The organism is Erythrobacter sp., from assembly GCF_036351135.1.
Lineage (GTDB): Bacteria > Pseudomonadota > Alphaproteobacteria > Sphingomonadales > Sphingomonadaceae > Erythrobacter.
In genome coordinates this window covers 385,292-402,598 of the sequence record NZ_JAZBON010000027.1, presented here as the reverse complement: position 1 = coordinate 402,598, position 17,307 = coordinate 385,292, and the positions used below count along the sequence as shown (strand labels likewise).

General features: G+C 64.4%; 21 protein-coding genes. 14 read left to right on the top strand and 7 right to left on the bottom strand.

Translation table 11 applies throughout. The annotated features are described in order from the left end of the window. Positions 1 to 3: 3 nt before the first annotated feature. The 9 genes from V2I30_RS11695 to V2I30_RS11655 all read left to right on the top strand — a co-directional run bounded on the left by V2I30_RS11695 (position 4) and on the right by V2I30_RS11655 (position 8,383). On the top strand, positions 4 to 726 hold the full coding sequence (locus tag V2I30_RS11695; RefSeq protein ID WP_330662327.1) for an SDR family NAD(P)-dependent oxidoreductase: 723 nt from the start codon (positions 4 to 6) through the stop codon (positions 724 to 726). Between the two features lie 108 nt (positions 727 to 834). Beyond that, entirely contained in the window at positions 835 to 2,073 is a 1,239-nt protein-coding gene (locus V2I30_RS11690) for a cytochrome P450 (protein WP_330662326.1), read from the top strand. Then, positions 2,070 to 3,158, top strand: a complete 1,089-nt coding sequence (locus V2I30_RS11685; protein ID WP_330662325.1) for an acyl-CoA dehydrogenase family protein — start codon at positions 2,070 to 2,072, stop codon at positions 3,156 to 3,158. The genes V2I30_RS11690 and V2I30_RS11685 overlap by 4 nt, the downstream gene beginning before the upstream one ends. Beyond that, the gene (locus tag V2I30_RS11680) at positions 3,155 to 3,556 is read left to right on the top strand and encodes a Zn-ribbon domain-containing OB-fold protein (RefSeq protein WP_330662324.1); all 402 of its coding nucleotides are present in this window, start codon (positions 3,155 to 3,157) and stop codon (positions 3,554 to 3,556) included. The genes V2I30_RS11685 and V2I30_RS11680 overlap by 4 nt, the downstream gene beginning before the upstream one ends. Continuing rightward, positions 3,553 to 4,698, top strand: a complete 1,146-nt coding sequence (locus V2I30_RS11675) for a thiolase family protein (protein ID WP_330662323.1) — start codon at positions 3,553 to 3,555, stop codon at positions 4,696 to 4,698. The genes V2I30_RS11680 and V2I30_RS11675 overlap by 4 nt, the downstream gene beginning before the upstream one ends. Then, complete coding sequence (locus tag V2I30_RS11670; RefSeq protein WP_330662322.1) at positions 4,699 to 5,469, top strand: SDR family NAD(P)-dependent oxidoreductase; 771 nt, start codon at positions 4,699 to 4,701, stop codon at positions 5,467 to 5,469. A 7-nt stretch (positions 5,470 to 5,476) separates the two neighbouring features. Then, positions 5,477 to 6,250, top strand: coding sequence for a ThuA domain-containing protein (locus tag V2I30_RS11665; RefSeq protein WP_330662321.1), 774 nt, complete (start codon positions 5,477 to 5,479; stop codon positions 6,248 to 6,250). Then, positions 6,250 to 7,458, top strand: a complete 1,209-nt coding sequence (locus V2I30_RS11660; RefSeq protein WP_330662320.1) for an acyl-CoA dehydrogenase family protein — start codon at positions 6,250 to 6,252, stop codon at positions 7,456 to 7,458. The genes V2I30_RS11665 and V2I30_RS11660 overlap by 1 nt, the downstream gene beginning before the upstream one ends. Before the next feature lie 109 nt (positions 7,459 to 7,567). Beyond that, the gene (locus V2I30_RS11655; protein ID WP_330662319.1) at positions 7,568 to 8,383 is read left to right on the top strand and encodes a helix-turn-helix transcriptional regulator; all 816 of its coding nucleotides are present in this window, start codon (positions 7,568 to 7,570) and stop codon (positions 8,381 to 8,383) included. Positions 8,384 to 8,390: 7 nt separating this feature from the next. Here V2I30_RS11655 and V2I30_RS11650 read toward each other — a convergent pair whose 3' ends face one another. Beyond that, on the bottom strand, positions 8,391 to 8,960 hold the full coding sequence (locus V2I30_RS11650; protein WP_330662318.1) for a VOC family protein: 570 nt from the start codon (positions 8,958 to 8,960) through the stop codon (positions 8,391 to 8,393). An 88-nt stretch (positions 8,961 to 9,048) separates the two neighbouring features. On the opposite strand from V2I30_RS11650, the gene V2I30_RS11645 reads away from it, so the two are divergent. The 5 genes from V2I30_RS11645 to V2I30_RS11625 are packed head-to-tail and all read left to right on the top strand — an operon-like array spanning position 9,049 to position 13,261. Next, positions 9,049 to 10,284, top strand: coding sequence for an aromatic ring-hydroxylating oxygenase subunit alpha (locus V2I30_RS11645; protein WP_330662317.1), 1,236 nt, complete (start codon positions 9,049 to 9,051; stop codon positions 10,282 to 10,284). Between the two features lie 22 nt (positions 10,285 to 10,306). Continuing rightward, entirely contained in the window at positions 10,307 to 11,692 is a 1,386-nt protein-coding gene (locus V2I30_RS11640) for an aromatic ring-hydroxylating oxygenase subunit alpha (protein WP_330662316.1), read from the top strand. After that, a complete protein-coding gene (locus V2I30_RS11635) occupies positions 11,689 to 12,096 on the top strand; it encodes a nuclear transport factor 2 family protein (protein ID WP_330662315.1) in 408 nt (135 codons plus the stop codon). The genes V2I30_RS11640 and V2I30_RS11635 overlap by 4 nt, the downstream gene beginning before the upstream one ends. Next, positions 12,093 to 12,452: a putative quinol monooxygenase gene (locus tag V2I30_RS11630; protein WP_330662314.1), complete on the top strand. Its 360-nt coding sequence runs from the start codon at positions 12,093 to 12,095 to the stop codon at positions 12,450 to 12,452. Before V2I30_RS11635 ends, V2I30_RS11630 begins: the two co-directional genes overlap by 4 nt. Next, positions 12,449 to 13,261, top strand: a complete 813-nt coding sequence (locus V2I30_RS11625) for an SDR family NAD(P)-dependent oxidoreductase (protein ID WP_330662313.1) — start codon at positions 12,449 to 12,451, stop codon at positions 13,259 to 13,261. The genes V2I30_RS11630 and V2I30_RS11625 overlap by 4 nt, the downstream gene beginning before the upstream one ends. A 10-nt stretch (positions 13,262 to 13,271) precedes the next feature. On the opposite strand, the gene V2I30_RS11620 is transcribed toward V2I30_RS11625, so the two are convergent. Genes V2I30_RS11620 through V2I30_RS11595 form a run of 6 tightly spaced genes read right to left on the bottom strand, consistent with a single transcriptional unit; the run spans position 13,272 to position 17,283 of the window. Then, positions 13,272 to 13,670: a nuclear transport factor 2 family protein gene (locus V2I30_RS11620; protein ID WP_330662312.1), complete on the bottom strand. Its 399-nt coding sequence runs from the start codon at positions 13,668 to 13,670 to the stop codon at positions 13,272 to 13,274. Then, entirely contained in the window at positions 13,667 to 13,897 is a 231-nt protein-coding gene (locus V2I30_RS11615; protein ID WP_330662311.1) for a biotin/lipoyl-containing protein, read from the bottom strand. Before V2I30_RS11615 ends, V2I30_RS11620 begins: the two co-directional genes overlap by 4 nt. Then, complete coding sequence (locus tag V2I30_RS11610) at positions 13,897 to 14,886, bottom strand: alpha-ketoacid dehydrogenase subunit beta (protein WP_330662310.1); 990 nt, start codon at positions 14,884 to 14,886, stop codon at positions 13,897 to 13,899. The genes V2I30_RS11615 and V2I30_RS11610 overlap by 1 nt, the downstream gene beginning before the upstream one ends. Next, a complete protein-coding gene (locus V2I30_RS11605; protein WP_330662309.1) occupies positions 14,883 to 15,854 on the bottom strand; it encodes a thiamine pyrophosphate-dependent dehydrogenase E1 component subunit alpha in 972 nt (323 codons plus the stop codon). The genes V2I30_RS11610 and V2I30_RS11605 overlap by 4 nt, the downstream gene beginning before the upstream one ends. Positions 15,855 to 15,865: 11 nt before the next feature. Continuing rightward, entirely contained in the window at positions 15,866 to 16,507 is a 642-nt protein-coding gene (locus tag V2I30_RS11600; RefSeq protein WP_330662308.1) for a glutathione S-transferase family protein, read from the bottom strand. A gap of 11 nt (positions 16,508 to 16,518) precedes the next feature. Further along, a complete protein-coding gene (locus V2I30_RS11595) occupies positions 16,519 to 17,283 on the bottom strand; it encodes an SDR family NAD(P)-dependent oxidoreductase (protein WP_330662307.1) in 765 nt (254 codons plus the stop codon). Positions 17,284 to 17,307: the final 24 nt, after the last annotated feature.

Genomic DNA, 17,307 nt, shown 5'->3' with positions numbered 1-17,307 from the left:
GGCATGACCAGCTTGGAAGGACGCCGCGCGCTCGTCACCGGGGCGGCATCGGGGATAGGCAAGGCGACGGTCGAACGGTTCCGGGCCGCCGGCGTGAAAGTGCTCGCCTGCGACCTGACCGCCGATGGGCTGGCGGGCGATGCCACCGTCGTCGCCGACCTTTCGCAGGCCCAAGCGGTGGACGAGGTCGCGCAGGCGGTGGAGCGGGAGCTGGGCGGGCTTGACTTCCTCGTCAACAATGCCGGCGTCTGCCCGATCGGGACGCTCGATACGTTGACCGACGACCAATGGCAGACGGGCTACGCCGTCAACGTCCTCGCGCCCGCGCGCCTGATCAAGGCGCTGACACCTCATCTGGCGAAATCGGACGAGGCCCGGATCGTCAATATCGGCTCGATCCTGTCGAGCTTCGGCGATGCGGGTCTTTCCGCCTATGCCGCCTCGAAACACGCCATTCTCGGCCTCACCCGCGCGCTCGCGAACGAGCTCGGGCCGCTGGGGATTACGGTCAATTGCGTGCAGCCCGGCTGCATCGTCACCAGTATGACGCGCGACATGCTCGAGGACGAGGCGGCATCCGCCTATTACCGCGACAAATCGCCGCTCGGCCGGCTCGGCCAGCCGGACGACATAGCCGGGGTGATCGCGCTCATCTGCGCGGAGGAAAGCCGTTTCATGACCGGGCAGGGCATCATGGTCGATGGCGGGGTTATGACCCACAGCTGAGACGGCGGGGCGGCTCTTCGCTCCTAACATTTTCGAGTATCGCCAAACCCGCCTCGGCGATGGCATTCCGAACAGCGCATGTCGCGCATTAGCAGCGGATGGGGAGCCATGAACGAAATCGCCGCCACCAAGAGCTTCTTCCATCCTGAAGTGCTGTCGAACCCGTTCGACTTCTACCGCGAACACACGCCTTCGCGGCCCGTCTATTTCGACGAGCCGTCCAAGATGTGGATCGTGATGAGCTACGACCTCGTCGCCGAGGTGACGACGCGGGTGGAGGACTTTTCGAACAATTTCCAGGCGGCCTTGTCGGGCAACCGGGCGGAAACGCCCGAGGTGAAGGCGATCCTCAAACAGGGCTGGCCCCAGGTCGATACGCTGCTGACCGCGGATCCGCCGCGCCACACGCGCTTTCGCAAGCTCGTGAACCTCGCTTTCTCGCTGCCCAAGGTGAACCGGCTCGAAGACCATATTCGCGAGATTTCCGACCGGCTGATCGATGGCTTCATCGACCGCGGCGAAACCGAGTTCGTGTCCGAATATGCCATCCCGCTGCCGATCCGCATGATCGCCGAGCAACTGGGGCTGGAACGCTCGGACGGTCCGGATATCAAGCGCTGGACCGACGCCTTCGTCGATCGCCTCGGCGGAATGATGGACGAGGAGCGCGAGAAGGAAACCGCGCGCGAGGTGGTTGAATTCCAGCATGTCATCATGAAACTCGCCGAGGAACGCCGCAAGCAGCCGCGCGAGGACATTCTCTCCGATCTGGTGAACGCCCGGGTCGATGACGAGCGGCCGCTGGACGAGGCCGAGCTGCTCTCGATCGTCCAGCAATTGATGGTCGCCGGAAACGAGACCACCACCTCCTCGCTCGCCGAGGGGATGGCGCTGCTGGCGCACAACCCGGACGAACTCGCCAAGGTTCAGGCCGACCCCTCGATCATTCCCAACATGGTCGAGGAAGTACTGCGGCTCGCCAGCGCGTCTTCGGGTATCTGGCGGATCGCGACCCAGGATACGCAACTGGGCGGCGAAACCATTCCCAAGGGCGCGATGGTGATGCTGCGCTACCACGCGGCGAACCGCGATCCGGCGAAATACGAGGAACCCGATCGCTTCATCGCCGACCGCAAGAACGCGCGCAAGCACCTCGCCTTCGGCAAGGGCATCCATATGTGCGTGGGCAACATGCTGTCGCGCAAGGAGATGACGGTCACCTTCCAGCAATTGCTGCCGCGGATCGCCGATCTGCGCCTCGCCGACGGGTTCGAGCCCGCCTATCCGCCCAACATGATGCTGCGCGGTCTGACCAAATTGCCGCTGACCTTCGAGAAGGCGCGGTGAATTTCGACTGGACCGAGGATCAGGAGCTGTTCCGCGACACGGTGGAACGCTTCCTGACGGGCCGCGACATTGGTGCCCGGCGCACGCAGCAGGCGTACGAAACCGGGATCGACCGTGCGCGATGGCAGGCGACGGCTGAGCTCGGGCTGACCGCTCTTGCCGTGCCCGAGGACAACGGCGGCCTTGGCGGCGGGATGTTCGACATGATCGGCGTGGCAGAGACCTTCGGGCGCCGCCTGTCCGCCGATCAATGGCTCGAAAACGCCGCCCTGCCCGGATTGCTTGCTGGCTTGGCGGGAGAGGGAGCGGACTGGATAGACGAGATGGTCGCCGGCGAACGGATCGTCGCGGTCGCCTTCGCCGAGCCGGACCGCCGATATGCACTGACCCCGTCGGCAACCGTGCTCAAGCGCCAGGGCGATGGCTATACGCTGAGTGGCACGAAGACGCTCGTACTCGGAGGTATGGCGGCAGACACATTGCTGGTGACCGCGACGATGGACGGAGCGTCGGTGCTGCTCGCCTGCGATGCAGTAAGCGAAGGCGTCGATCGGCGGGGCTATCGTATCGTTGACGGCAGCCTCGCCGCCGAAATCGCCTTTCGCGAGGTCGCGCTGCCGACAAGCGCGATCGTCTCGCGAGACTGGTCCGGGGTCCGCCGCGCCTTCGACCGTGCCGCCCTGCTTGCCGCGGCGGAGCTGGTCGGGCTGGGCGACCGGATGCTCGACGACACGCTTGCCTATGTCCGAGAGCGCGAGCAGTTCGGACAGCCGATCGGCAAGTTCCAGGCGCTGCAGCACCGGCTGGTCGATGCCTATGCGCTGGGCGATCAAAGCCGCTCGATGCTCTACCGCGCCGGGATCGAAGCCGATAAAGCCGATTGCAGCACCGCGATTGCCGGGGCCAAATCGCTCATCGGCGAAAACACCCTCACCATCGGGCGCGATGCGATCCAGATGCATGGCGGCATGGGCACGACCGAGGAGATGGAGGTCGGCCATGCGCACAAACGCTCGCTGCTCCTTGCGCAGCTGTTCGGCGATGCCCGTGCGAACCTTGCGACCTATGCGAAGGAAGCGGCATGAACGCCGCCGCGCGCACTCCTATCGCCGAAAATCTGTGGCGGGGCGAGCCGCCTCAGCTGGTCGGCGGGCGTCACCGGGACAGCGGCGAGGTGGTCTTCCCCGTGCCGCCTGGCGAAGCAGGCGAGGCCTATGAGCGCATCGCCCTGCCGCGCACCGGCAAGCTGTGGTCGTGGACGCGGCAGGATTTCCGCCCCAAATCGCCGCCTTACGCCGGGCCCGAGACATTCACGCCGTTCCTCCTTGGCTATGTCGATCTCGGCAATGTCATCGTCGAAAGCCGCCTCGAAGGAGCCGGGCTCGAAGATCTGCGTCTCGGACAGGCGATGGAACTAATTATCGTTCCCTTCGGCGAGGCACACACCACCTTTGCTTTCCAGCCTGCGGAGGACGCGCGATGACCGACGTGCATATTATCGGCGCAGGCATCCATCCCTTCGGTCGCACCGAAGGTCGTTCGGGCCGCGACCAGGGCGTGTTCGCCGTGCGCGAGGCTTTGGCCGATGCGGGCGTTGCCTGGGAGGATATCGAATACGCCTATGGCGGCTCGTCTTCGGCAGGGAATGCCGACATCATGGTCAACGAGCTCGGCCTCACCGGCGTCCCTTTCATCAATGTCGCAAATGGCTGCGCCACCGGGGGCAGCGCGCTCGCCGCGGCGCGCAATGCGGTGGCGGCGGGGCAATGCGACCTCGCACTCGCGGTCGGCTTCGACAAGCATGAGCGCGGGGCGTTCAATCCCGAGCCGTCCGATTGGGGCTTGCCCGGATGGTATGGCGAAACCGGCATGATGCTGACGACGCAGTTCTTCGCGCTGAAGATCCAGCGTTACATGCAGCGGCACGGGATCAGCCGCGAAACGCTCGCCCGGGTGCCCGAAAAGGCGTTTCGCAACGGCGAGAAGACCCCCCATGCCTGGCGCCGCTCGCCGCTTGATCTGGAAACCATCCTCCATTCGCCGATGGTCAACGATCCGCTGACCAAATATATGTTCTGCTCGCCCGCGGAGGGCGGCGTCGCGCTGGTCATCGCAAGTGAGAAGAAAGCCCGCGAGCTGGGCGCGAAGGGCGTGCGCGTCGCCAGCATCGCGGTGCGCACCCGGCCTCCCGGCAGTTTTGAGGTCTTCGCCCCCTCGATCCGCTCCGAGCCGGGCGGCAAACCCACCGAGCTCGCCTCGCAGGCCGCGTTCGAGGAGGCGGGCGTCGGCCCCGGCGAGATCGACATCGCGCAATTGCAGGACACCGAAAGCGGCGCGGAAATCATGCACATGGCCGAAAACGGCTTTTGCGAAGACGGCAAGCAGGAAGCCTGGATTGCCGAAGGCCGCACCGAGATCGGCGGCGCGCTGCCGGTCAACACCGATGGCGGCTGCCTTGCCTGCGGCGAGCCGATCGGCGCATCGGGCCTGCGCCAGGTTTACGAAAACGTCCAGCAACTGCGTGGGCGTGCGGGCGAGCGGCAGGTGCCGGGAGCCCCCCGCCTGGCCTACAGCCACGTCTACGGCGCGCCGGGCCTGGCCGCGGTCGCGATATTGGAGCGGTAGATGGGCGAATTTGCCGGCAAGGTGGCTCTCATATCGGGCGGCGCCGAGGGGATCGGCGCCGGTACCGCGCGCGCCTTCGTCGAACGCGGCGGCAAAGTGGTGCTGGGCGATGTCCAGGCCGAGAAGGTCGAAGCCCTGGCCGATGAATTGGGCGACAGCGCCACCGCGGTAAAGCTCGACGTCCGCGAGCTCGCCGATTGGGAAGCGGCCGCGGCGCGCGCGCAGGAACAGTTCGGCAAGCTCACCCATCTCTTCAATATCGCCGGCATATCCGAGCCCGGCTCTGCCGCCGAGGTCGATCCGGATAGCTGGCACCGCACAATCGGGATCAATCTCACCGGAACCTTCAACGGCTGCAAGGTCGGCGTGAACGCGATCGAGCAGAGCAGCGAGGCGGGCGCGATCGTCAATGTCGGCTCGATGCTCGGCCTTCGTCCGGGTGCAGATTTTGCCGCCTATTGCGCGTCCAAGGCGGGCGTCGCCGCGCTGTCCCAAACGGTCGCGCTCGATTGCGCGGCACGCGGCCTGCCGATCCGCTGCAACACCGTCCATCCCGGCGCCATCCGCACGCCCATGTTCGAACGCTATCTGGAGGCTCTCCCCGGTTCGCCCGATGAGGTCGAGGCGATGTTCGCCTCCAACCATCCGATGGGCCGCGTCGGCGAGGCGGGCGAAGTGGTCGAAGCGATCCTGTTCCTCGCGAGCGAGCGCGCGAGCTTCACCACCGGCGTCGACTTCACCGTCGATGGCGGCGGATCGATCAGGAGCTGAGGCGCGAATGGGGCAGAAAAAAACCCGGATCGATGCGCATTTCGTCGCCGCGGGCAAATTTCACGATATCGATTTCGCCCGGCTCGAAGTGCTCAAGCTGCTCGCCGAGCACGACCATGTCCGCACCACCGTCGCCTGCGATTATTCGAACACCGATCGGCTCGCGAATTGCGCCTTCCTGATTACCTATACCTGCGACCTGGTGCCGAGCCCCGAGGAAGTTCGGGTGCTTAAGGCTTTCGTCGAGCGCGGGGGGCGTTGGCTAGCGCTGCACGGGACCAATTCGATCCTGCGTTTCACCGAGGGCGGCGTCGACTGCCCCGAAGACCGGCCGGACATGATGGAAATGCTCGGCAGCCAGTTCAAAGCGCACCCGCCGATCGTCGATCCGTTCCGCGTCGAGATTACCGACCGCGATCACGATGTAACGCGCGGCCTTGACGATTTCGACGTGCTCGACGAGCTCTACCTGATGAAGATGCTGAGCGATGTGCGCACGCTCGCCCAGACGACCTTCACCGGTGAGGCGACCGGTTTCGTCGAGGCCGACTGGCCCGAGACGACGGTTCCGGTGATCTACGAGAAGGAACTTGGCCAAGGCGCCATTCACTACAACGCCTTGGGGCATTGTCGCGGGCATTACGATCTGCCGGGAATGGAGGATTTCTACACCCATCCCGAGAAATGCGCTTGGAATTACCCAGTCTATTACGAATTGCTCCGCCGCGGTATCGTCTGGGCGATGCAGGGCAGCGGCGCACAGCCGGTAAAGGTGGTCTGATGGATATCGACTTCACTCCTCAGGACGAGGCTTTTCGCGAGGAGGTGCGCGCTTTCCTGGACGACAAGCTGTCCGATCGCCTGCGCGACGGGGCGCGGCGCACGCCGGGGGTTTTCGTCGAGCCCGATATCGGCCTCGAATGGCAGCGGATCCTTAATGAAAAGGGCTGGCTGGCGAGCCACTGGCCCGAGGAAGATGGCGGCACCGGGTGGACGCCGGTTCAGCGCTACATCTTCGAGAAGGAATGCGCGCTTGCCGGCGCCCCGGGGCTTTCGGTCCTCGGATTGAAGCTGATCGGTCCGGTCCTGTGTGAATTCGGCACGCCCGAACAGAAAGAGCGCTTCCTCCCGCGCATCCTTTCGGGCGAGGATTACTGGTGCCAGGGCTATTCCGAACCGGGCAGCGGCTCGGACCTCGCATCGCTCAAGACACGCGCTGTGCGCGAGGGCGACGAATACCGGGTGGACGGATCAAAGATCTGGACCACCCATGCCCACTACGCCAACTGGATGTTCTGCCTCGTGCGCACCGACAGCGAGACGAGCCAGCAAAAGGGCATCTCCTTCCTCCTCATCCCGATGGAGCAAGACGGCATATCGGTCACCCCGATCGTCACGCTCGCAGGCGATCACGAGGTCAACCAGGTCTTTCTCGAAGACGCGCGCAGCGACGCGTCCAATCTCGTGGGCGAGGAAGGGCAGGGCTGGACGATCGCCAAGTTCCTGCTCGAAAACGAACGCGGCGGATCGGCCCATGCGCCGCGGCTGCTGGCTGATATCGCGAAATTGCGCCGCCGGCTGGACGAAGAGCCGAGCGGCACCAACGGCGCGCTCGGCCAAGATCCGGTCTGGACCCGCGATCTCGCGAAGCTCAAGCTCAAGGCCGAGGCGCTGGAATTCACCGAACTGCGGATCCTCGCCGAGCTCGCAAAGGGTCGGCGGCCCGGTCCGCAGACCTCGCTGGTCAAACTGGTGGCCGCCAATCTCAGGCAGGACGTCGACACCTTCGCGATGAACCTCGCCGGGCCCGACGGCTTGCAGCTCCCCGCCCAGCGTCCGCTCTACGGCAACGAGGCGCCCGAACCGGTCGGCACGGTCGACGATCAGCTCGCCGCGGGCCGCTATCTCAATTCGCGCGCCTGGACGATTTTTGGCGGTTCGGACGAGGTGCAGAAGAACATCATCGCCAAGACCGTGCTCCGCCTTTGACCCGGCCTGCTCCTACGCGGACCTTACGGCAAGGCCGCATCCCCCTTTCCTTTCGCGCGCGATAGGCATATCGTGACTGGTTGTGGGAGAGGTTGCTCAGCATAGTTTCGTGGCCGACGGCGCAGCGCCGTCCGACGGCCTCATGCTGCGCGAAAGCCGCGAAGCCGACATCCTGAGTCGCGTCACCGTGCGCTGCACCACAGACATTCACGCCGCCGCCGAAGCGCTCCAGCAACTTGCCGAAGAACGTGGGCTGCAAGTCGCGGTGACGCCCGATATCTCGTCCAAGGATCCGATGCTCGACGAGGACGGGACCATCATCAATGGCGAGATCTTCGGCTGGCTCGCCGATGGCGAACGCTGGTGGGAGGATACACGGCTCGCGCTGTCCTCGCCGCTGCCGCGAGCCTGCCGCTATGAGTGCGAGGTTTTCTGGGTCAACGAAAACGGCTTTCATGGGCGCTGGACCAACAGCTATCTCGACGACATGGACCTGCGCGATTTTCGCAAGCGTTCGCTCGTCTCCGCGGCGATCGTGGTGCCGGTGCACCAGCCATTCGGACAGATCGGCGCGGTCAGCTTCACCCCGGTCGATCGCGAGGTCACCGACCTTGCCGATGCCTATGCGCGTCATGCCGATCTGCTCGCGAGCGCCAGCCGCCGGTTCGTCGCTGGCTACACCACCGCGATGCGGCGCACCAACCGGCTGATCCCGTCGGACTGCACCTTGTCGAAGCGCGAGGTGGAATGCCTTCGCTGGGCGGCGCTCGGCAAGACCGACAAGGAAATCAGCATCATCCTCGAGCGCAGCCACGCGACCGTGCGCTATCACGTCAATCGGGCGGGCGAGAAACTGAACTCGGTCAATCGCAGCCAGACGATCTTCAAGGCCGGGCAGCTCGGCTATCTCGGTGCGAGCGACTAGGAAGCGCTTAGGCGAGGCTGCGCACCGGATCGCGGCCGTCCCAATCGCGCGCCGCGTCGCGTATCATGGCAAACACGTCGAGCGCGCCCGAAGCGGGCTGCAACACCTCGACGATGCCACCGGCATGGGGACGCGAGCGCGCGGGGCCGGTATCGGCGTAAAACACCCCGCCATCCTCCCCGACATCTCCGGTCACCAGCACCTCGCTGCCCGCCGCCGCGAAAGCCTCGCGAGCGCGCGCGAGGTCTTCGGTCAGTATGCAGGTGTGATGCACCGCGCCATTGCCCGGCAGCCACGGGTCGCCATAGATCGCGCGGTTGCCCGACAGCCATTCGATCAGCTCGATCTGCATGTCGCCCCAATAGCCGAGCGCCAGCTTGAAACGGCAATCGCAGGGGCTCCCACGATAGGTCATATTGTCGAGCGCCACCTCCTCGATCACGAAGAAAGGCCCGACCCCCATTGCCTGCGTCCAGTGTTCGAGCGCGGCGTCGAAATCTTTGGGCACGAAGGCGAGCTGCATCGGCGTGCCGATGACGGCGGGCAGGCTGGCAGGCATACTTGGCTTGCTGGACATCGGGGGGCCTCTCCAAAGCACTAGTGATCGTCGGGGCGAATCTCTGGCATAGTGCCATCGAAACGCCACTCATGATTTGGAGGAGGACATGGCCGATCGCGATCCGGGCGAGTTGTCCGCCGCCGACCCAGCGTCGAGCCGGCAGGCCAGCGCGCGCGGAATATTGCGCCGATCGCTCTCCCATATCGCCGCCGGGACCACCGACATGGCGCCCGGCCCGATGCCGCTCCACGCATCCGTTTATACCGACGAGGCTCGGTTCGCTGCCGAACGCGAGCGACTGTTCCTTGGCGGACCGATCGTCGCCGGGCTCAGCGGCGATTGCCCGGAAAGCGGCGACATGTTCGTCTTCGACGCCGCCGGGCCTTCGATTATCGTCATGCGGGGCAAAGACGGCATGGTGCGCGCCTTTCGCAACATGTGCACCCATCGCGGGGCGAAGCTGATCGAGGAGGCCGAACCGTGGTCTGGCCGCGGGGCGCGCATCACCTGCCCGTTCCACGCCTGGACCTTCGACAATACAGGCCATCTCATCGCCCAGCCGGGCAAACGCGCCTTTGCCGATTGCGCGATCGGTGCGCGCGACCTGATCGAAGTGCCGTGCGCCGAACATCTTGGCCTGATCTTCGTGCGCGCCTCAGGGTCGGAACCGATCGATGCGGCGACGCATCTGGGCGATTTCGCGCCCGTGCTGGAACAGCTCGAATTGCACCGCGCGGAGCCGGTCAAGAAAGGCGTGCTCGAAGCCGGCTCGAACTGGAAATTCGCGCTCGACACCTATGGTGAGGGCTATCACTTCAAGACCCTTCACGCCTCGACCATCGGCCAGACCCACCACAACGACATGGCGGTGTACGACGCCTTCGCTCCGCATCATCGGATCAGCTTTCCCGATCGCTCGCTCGACGCCCATGCCGAGGCTGACGAGGCCGACTGGCCGCAGACCGAATATGGCGGCGTGCATTACGTCTTTCCCAACACCGTCATCTTCTTCGGCGCGCTCGAACCTGGCAGCTACTTCACGCAGGTCTTCCGCCTGTTCCCCGAGGGCGCCGGACGAACCCGCTGCCAGTTCGCGGTCTACGCGCCCTTCGGCATTACGGATGAAAGCTACCGTGCCACCGTCGAGGCGGCGTATGACGGAACCGCCACGGTAGTCGACGAGGAGGATTACCGCGTCGCCTCCCACGCGCAAACCAATCTCGACCATGCACCCGAGGATTTCAGCGTCGTACTCGGCGCGAACGAAATCGCCCTGCAGAACATCCACCGCAGCATCGCCGAGGCCATCGGCATGCCCCTGCCGGAGGCGCGAAGCGCGTGAATATTCAAAGAAGGATGAAGCGATGAACGACCCCCGCAAGCCGCAGCGCGATGACCGCTGCCCCTCGATCAGCGTCGATGAGATACTCGATCTCGACACCAAGGAGGTACCGCCCGAAGTGCGCGAAGACAATTGGCGCGATGTCGGCACCGCGCCGGTCTCCGCCAGCCGCTACACCTCGGCCGAATTCTTCGAGGCGGAAAAGGCGAAGATGTGGCCAAATGTCTGGCAGATGGTCGCGCGCGAAGAAGAGCTGCCCGATCCCGGCGATTACGTGGTCTATAACAATGTCGGGCGATCCTATCTCGTCGTACGGCAGAAGGACGGGTCGGTCCGCGCATTCCACAATGTCTGTCTGCATCGCGGGCGCAAGCTGCGCACCGAAAGCGGCGCAGCGCAGGATTTCCAATGCCCGTTCCACGCCTTCGCCTGGAACATCGACGGCAGCCTCAAGCACATTCCGTGTCAGTGGGACTTCAAGCATCTCGAAGATAGGGACATGACGCTGCCTGAATTGCGCGTCGAGCGCTGGCAGGGTTTCATCTTCACCACCGAGAGCGAGGATCAGGTTTCCTTCGAGGAATACATCACCTCCGACGTCTACAACAATTTCAAGCGCTGGCGGCTCGACGAATGCTACACCGCGCTGTGGGTGGGCAAGGTCATCAATGCCAACTGGAAGGCGGTCAGCGAGGCTTTTATGGAAGCGTGGCATTCGATCGTCACGCATCCGCAGATCCTGCCCTATACCGGCGATGCGAATACGCGCTATTCGATGTGGGGCGATCATGCGAACCTGGCGCTGACCCCGTTCGGGATGCCGAGCCCGCATCTCGAAGCGCAGGGCCTTTCCGAACAGGACATCATGAACGCCTTCAACCGCACCAGCGGACGCGCGGCGAGCACCGATAAGGGCACGCTGGAAGCGAACGAAACCGCGCGCCGCGTGATGGCGGCGAACAACCGCGTGAAGTTCCTCGAAGAGCTCGGCTATGACAGTTCGGACGCCTCGGACAGCGAGATGCTCGATGCCTTCACCTACAACCTCTTCCCCAACCTCTCGCCCTGGGGCGGGTTCGCGCCCAATGTCTGCTATCGCTGGCGCCCGTGGCCCGATCAGCACGCGACCTTGATGGAAGTGCGCCTGCTCGGGCGCAAACCCAAAGGCGAGCCGATGCCCGAAGCCGCCGAAATGCGCTTCCTCACCGAGGACGAACCTTGGGCGACGGTCAAGGATTGGGGCGCGCTCGGCGAAGTGTTCGATCAGGACATGGAAAACCTGCCCTATGTCCAGGAAGGTCTGATCGCCTCGGTGAACGACCGCGTCGAATTCGGCGCCTATCAGGAAGGCCGCATCCGCCAGTTCCACCAGACGATGGACAAATATCTCGAAGGCAAGCTGCCTTGAGCCTTACCAGCGCGGCGGAAGACCGACTTGCCATTCGCAATCTCGTCGAAACCTATGCCGATGCCGTGTTCCGCCGCGACGCCGAAAGCTGGATCGCCTGCTGGTCGCGCGAACCGACATGGAACCTCGCCGGCACCGTGATCGAGGGGCGCGAGACTGTGCTCGGCGCATGGCAGCAGGCGATGGCGGGCTTCGCCTTCGTCGCTTTTTTCAGCCAGATCGGCCGCATCGAGGTCAGCGGCGATGACGCGTCGCTGCGGCTCTACACCCACGAATTTCTCGAGAAGCAGGACGGCGAAAGGCAGCGCGTGCTCGGTCAGTACGATGATAAACTCGTTCGGGAAGACGGTGCATGGCGCTTTGCGACCCGCACGTTCACGATCAACAAGGAGTGGCCGGCATGAGCACCATCGTCGTTGCAGGAGAGGTCGATTTCGCGCCCGAGAAGCGCGACCGCGCACTCGAAGGGGCAAAGCCGCTGATCGACATGGCGCTCGCCGAACGGGGCTGCAAGCACTACGCCTGGACACTCGATCCGCACGATGCGGGGCGCATTCATGTATTCGAGGAATGGGAGAGCGCCGAGGATCTGCAAGCGCATCTCGAAGCCGCGCCCTACCAGAAAATGCTCGCGCATCTGTCGGGCTTCGACATCCTGAAAGCCGACACCCGCAAATATCGCGTCGAATGTCAGGAACCCGTCTATGGCGCCGACGGCGTGGCTACCGCGCGGTTCGCCGTGGACGGAGCGCCTGAATGACCGACCTTTCGGACAAGACCGCCATCGTCGTAGGCGCCGCCGGACGCGGCAATATGGGGCAGGCGATCGCGCGGCGCCTCACCGAGGCCGGGGCGCATTGCGTAGTCGCGGGGCGGCACGAAGATGCGCTCAGCGAACTGGCAAGGGAGATCGGCGGAACGCCCGTAATTTGCGACTTCGAAGACAAGGCATCGATCGACGCGCTGTTCGACCGGGCGAAGGAGGTGGCGGGTTCCAAGGGTGGCCATGTCGATGTCGCGGTCAATTGCACCGGTTGGGGCCTGATGAAAGGCTGGACCGAAATCGAGGACAGCGAATTGAAGCGTATCACCGCGCTGCAATTCGTCGGCGTTCACCACTTCCTCGCAGCGGCCCTGCGAGTGATGGGAACCGAGCATGGCGGGCGCGGGGGCAGTATCGTCAACATCTCGTCGGCCACCACGCAGGTGCCGATCTTCGATCATGCCGCCTATATCGGCACCAAGGCCGGGGCGGAGGCGCTGATCCGCTGCTTTGCCAACCAGTACGGCGCGCAAGGGCTGCGGGCGAACACCGTGTCGCCGGGCTTGACCGACACGCCGATGACGGCGGACGCCATGGCCGCGCCCGGTCTCAAAGAGGCGTTCGAAAAGGAATATCCGCTCGGCCGCATCAATACGAGCGAGGACATCGCACATGCCGTATTATGGCTGGCGGATGAGGGGACGTTCCTGACGGGGCAAAATCTGCAGGCCAATGGCGGGCTGACCTTACGCCGCAATCCCACGCAGGATGAGATCGGCGCCTCGATCGCGGCGCATTCGAGCTAGGATATTCCGGCTACTCGCCGAGCGCTTCCAGCAGGGCGGCGGTGTCGAAATAGTGGATGCGCATTTCGGCGAGCTTGCCGCCTTCCATGCGGCTGACCTCGGTCACGTGGGTCGCGATCCGCCGCCCGGTGGAGCGCGCGGTCATGGCGAAGCTCAGCACCGCGACCGCATGGTCCCCCCCTTGCGTGATGGCTTCGACGACAACTTCCGGATCCTCCCAGTACTCCATCACATGGGCGTAAAGTCGGCGCAAAGCGTCGCGCCCGCGCCATTCGCCACCATAGGGCAGCGAGGCGGGCTCATGGATCACGAGGTCGTCGGAAAAATGGGGCTCAATCACGTCCCATTCACCGCGCCCCGCATGGGCGAAAATGAGCCGGACAAGCTCCCCCGGCGAGGGCGCGTTCACTCGATCGACCCGATAACGTCGCCGATCTTGTATTGCTTGCCTTCCTCGCCCGTCGTGCGAATTACGCCCGAGCTTTGCGCCTCGATCTCGCTCGTCGATTTGTCGGTTTCGACGGTGTAGATCACCTCGCCCTTCTCGACCCGCTCGCCGTCGCCATACATCCATTCGAGCAAGGTCACTTCGGTGATGCTCATTCCGAGCTTGGGCACCTTGATGTCCTCTGCCATCAGCGGCTCCAGTCCATGACCTTGCGCACGGCGGCGGCGATATCCTCTTTCTTGGGGATCCACTCCTGTTCGAGCGCATTGGCCATCGGCACGGCGGAGAAGGTGCCCCCGATCCGCTGCACCGGCGCCTTGAGGTCGTCGAACATCTCTTCGGTAATGCGTGCGGCGATCTCCGCGCCGGTCCCGAACGAGCGCACCGCTTCGTGCAGGATGACGGCTCGGCCCGTCTTGCGCACCGAAGCCATCACCGTCTCTTCGTCATAGGGCGCGATGGTGCGCAGATCGATCACCTCGACCGATATGCCGTCCTCTTCCAGCTGCCCCGCAACCTCGAGCGCGTCGAGCACGGTGCGGCCATAGGTGACGATCGTGCAGTCGCTGCCCTCGCGCGCGACCGCCGCCTTGCCGATAGGGACGCGGTGATCCGTGCCCGGATCTTCGGATTTGAGGCCGTAGCACAGGATGTTCTCAATGAAGATGACGGGATCGTTGTATTCGATCGCCGAGCGCATCAGGCCCTTCGCATCCGCGGCATTGGAGGGGGTGACGACAGTCATGCCCGGAACATGCGCGAACCAGGCTTCGAGCATGTCCGAATGCTGCCCGCCGAAGCCGACGCCGACCCCGGTGGTGGTGCGGATGACGAGCGGCACGTTGGTCTGCCCGCCCGACATGAAACGCAGTTTGGCGGCGTGATTGACGATCTGGTCCATCGCGACCGCGACGAAGTTCATCAACATGATCTCCGCGATGGGCCGCATGCCCGTGAGCGCTGCGCCCACCGCCGCGCCGACGATCGCCTGTTCGGAGATCGGGGTCGCGCGAATGCGGTCTTCGCCGTATTTCTCGGTCAGGCCGGCGGAAACCTTGAACACTCCGCCGCCCTGTTTCGCGCCGACATCCTCGCCGAGCAGGATGACGCCTTCATCGGCGGCCATCGCCTCGTCGATCGCCTGGTTCAGCGCCTGCGTCATGGTGATCTCGCTCATGCCGGGATCTCCTTCTCGAACACATCGCGGCGCAGTTCCTCCGCGCCCGGCATCGGGCTGTCGAAGGCGAAATCGCTCGCCCTCTCGATCTCGGCGTCGATCTCCGCGACGATTGTGTCGAGCTCGTCCTCGCTGAACTGGTGATCGAGCATCGCCTGGCGCAGCTTGGGCAGCGGGTCTTCCGCCTTCATCTCGGCAAGGTGCTCTTCGGGCATGTAGGAGAAATCGGCGCCGAAGAAATGCCCCATCATCCGGTAGCACATCGCCTCGATCAGGGTCGGCCCTTCGCCGCTGCGCGCCCGCTCGACCGCTTCGCGCGCGGCTTCGTACATCGCCTCGACATCGTTGCCGTCGACCTGAACGCCCTTCATCCCGTAGCTGTCGGCGCGCCTGGCGACGTTTTCAACGCGGGTGTGATCGGCAAAGGCGGTGTGTTCGCCATAGCGATTGTTCTGGCAGAAGAAGATCACCGGCAGCTTGTAGAGCGCGGCCATGTTCATCGCTTCGTGAAAGGCGCCGATATTGCTCGCCCCGTCGCCGAAACAGGCGACCGTCACACGCCCGTCCTTGCGGTTTTGCGAGGACATGGCGAGCCCGTTGGCGATCGGCAGACCCGATCCGACCACGCCGGTCGTCACCATCACCCCGGTTTCGGGATGGGTGATATGCATCGAGCCGCCCTTGCCCTTGCAGGTGCCCGCCTCGCGCCCGATGATTTCCGCCATCAACTTGTCGAGCGGCACGCCCTTGGCGATCTGATCGTGCTGTCCGCGATAAGTCGTGACGATGTAGTCGTCGTCATTCAGCGCCGCCATCATCGCCGCAGAAACCAGCTCCTGTCCGCGCACCGTGTAATAGACCACGGCGAGCTTGCCGCTGGTCAGCAGCGAGCGCATTTTCTCGTCGAACCGCGCGACTTTCATCGTGCGTTTGTAGATGTCGAGCAATTTGTCGCGGGAGAGGGCCATCGAATTCGCTCCTAGCTGTCCATTCCGTTCTGGGGGTCGGCGCTGATACCGGCGCTGTCGCGGGCTGCGACGCGCTCGTGCCAGGCCTTTAGTCGGGTGTTCTCATCGGGGATCGGCTGGCCGACCTGCGCGCCGAAATCAGTGAACGCGAATAGCAGGATGTCGGCGAGGCTGAAGCGATCGCCGCACAGATAATTGCCCTCGCCGATCATTTCCTCGAGCTTGCCGAGGCCGAAGCGGCCTTGCGCCTTCATGCTCTCGGCGGCGTCGGGGAAACAGGCGACGCGATCCTTGAACAGGCCCAGCCCCTCGGCGCCGCGAAAGCCGATCACCATCGGCACCACCACCTGCTGATCGACGAAACGGGTGGTCATTCGCGTCTGGGCGCGCGTCGCGGGATCGGTGCCGAGAAGGTCGCTGGGGCCGTTCACATCGTCGAGATATTCGCAGATCGCTACGCTCTCCGCGATCACCGTCCCGTCACTAAGTTCGAGCGCGGGGGTGTGGCCAACCGGATTCTTCGCCAGATAGTCCGGCTGTCGGTTCTCGCCCTTCAGAATATCGACGAAGCGGCGCGGCACCTTCTGCCCGGTTTCCGCCAGATACATGGTGACGACCCGCGGATTGGGCCCGACCGATTGGTAGAGGAGCATGGGGCGGCGGCCTAGAACTGGACGCGCTGGGTGAAGCCGCCATCGACGACGATGTTCGATCCGGTCATGTAGGGACAGGCTGGACTGGCGACGAAGACGATCGCGTTGGCCACCTCCTGCGGATTGCCGAACCGGCCCATCGGCATCTTCGAAAGCGTGCCTTCGTAGAGCTCGAGCATGCCGCCCTTGATCATCTCCCAATTGCCGCCGGGATATTCGATCGCGCCGGGCGTCACCGTGTTTACCCGGATCCCCTGTCCGGCCATCGCCTGGCTCAGCTGCGAAGCATAGGTGATGAGCGCGGCCTTGAGGGCGTTGAAGGCCTGCGGGGCGATGAAGGTTTCGAGCGCCGCGGTCGAGGACATGAAGACCACCGAGCCCGCATCGCTCGCTTCCAGCTTGGGGGTGAGCACTTCGAGCGCGTTGACCGCGCCCATGATGTCCATGTCGAGCCCCTGCTGCCAGTCGCCGGTGCCTCCGGTGCCGGAGGACGACGCGGTGTGGACGAAGATATCGCAGCCGCCCAGCGTATCGGCGGCGTTCGAGAGCCAGGATTTGTAGGCGTCTGCGCCATCGGCCATGTCGAACACCTCGCCATGGACGCGGCCCGAGCCCGCGGCATCGATCTCGGACTTCGCGGCCTCGATCTTGTCGTCCTTGCGGCTGAAGAAGGCGACATCCGCGCCCTCGGCGGCGAAGGTCTTGAGCGCCGCCAGGCCGAGCCCGTGTGCGCCGCCGTTCATGATGACTTTCTTGCCTGCCAGTCCGAGATCCATCGTCCACCTCTTCGCCCGATTTCG

Bases quoted from the DNA above. Each gene is read 5' to 3' on its own strand.
- V2I30_RS11695 (WP_330662327.1), top strand. From the start codon at position 4: ATGACCAGCTTGGAAGGACGCCGCGCGCTCGTCACCGGGGCGGCATCG.
- V2I30_RS11690 (WP_330662326.1), top strand. From the start codon at position 835: ATGAACGAAATCGCCGCCACCAAGAGCTTCTTCCATCCTGAAGTGCTG.
- V2I30_RS11680 (WP_330662324.1), top strand. From the start codon at position 3,155: ATGAACGCCGCCGCGCGCACTCCTATCGCCGAAAATCTGTGGCGGGGC.
- V2I30_RS11675 (WP_330662323.1), top strand. From the start codon at position 3,553: ATGACCGACGTGCATATTATCGGCGCAGGCATCCATCCCTTCGGTCGC.
- V2I30_RS11670 (WP_330662322.1), top strand. From the start codon at position 4,699: ATGGGCGAATTTGCCGGCAAGGTGGCTCTCATATCGGGCGGCGCCGAG.
- V2I30_RS11665 (WP_330662321.1), top strand. From the start codon at position 5,477: ATGGGGCAGAAAAAAACCCGGATCGATGCGCATTTCGTCGCCGCGGGC.
- V2I30_RS11660 (WP_330662320.1), top strand. From the start codon at position 6,250: ATGGATATCGACTTCACTCCTCAGGACGAGGCTTTTCGCGAGGAGGTG.
- V2I30_RS11650 (WP_330662318.1), bottom strand. From the start codon at position 8,960: ATGTCCAGCAAGCCAAGTATGCCTGCCAGCCTGCCCGCCGTCATCGGC.
- V2I30_RS11645 (WP_330662317.1), top strand. From the start codon at position 9,049: ATGGCCGATCGCGATCCGGGCGAGTTGTCCGCCGCCGACCCAGCGTCG.
- V2I30_RS11640 (WP_330662316.1), top strand. From the start codon at position 10,307: ATGAACGACCCCCGCAAGCCGCAGCGCGATGACCGCTGCCCCTCGATC.
- V2I30_RS11630 (WP_330662314.1), top strand. From the start codon at position 12,093: ATGAGCACCATCGTCGTTGCAGGAGAGGTCGATTTCGCGCCCGAGAAG.
- V2I30_RS11625 (WP_330662313.1), top strand. From the start codon at position 12,449: ATGACCGACCTTTCGGACAAGACCGCCATCGTCGTAGGCGCCGCCGGA.
- V2I30_RS11615 (WP_330662311.1), bottom strand. From the start codon at position 13,897: ATGGCAGAGGACATCAAGGTGCCCAAGCTCGGAATGAGCATCACCGAA.
- V2I30_RS11610 (WP_330662310.1), bottom strand. From the start codon at position 14,886: ATGAGCGAGATCACCATGACGCAGGCGCTGAACCAGGCGATCGACGAG.
- V2I30_RS11605 (WP_330662309.1), bottom strand. From the start codon at position 15,854: ATGGCCCTCTCCCGCGACAAATTGCTCGACATCTACAAACGCACGATG.
- V2I30_RS11600 (WP_330662308.1), bottom strand. From the start codon at position 16,507: ATGCTCCTCTACCAATCGGTCGGGCCCAATCCGCGGGTCGTCACCATG.
- V2I30_RS11595 (WP_330662307.1), bottom strand. From the start codon at position 17,283: ATGGATCTCGGACTGGCAGGCAAGAAAGTCATCATGAACGGCGGCGCA.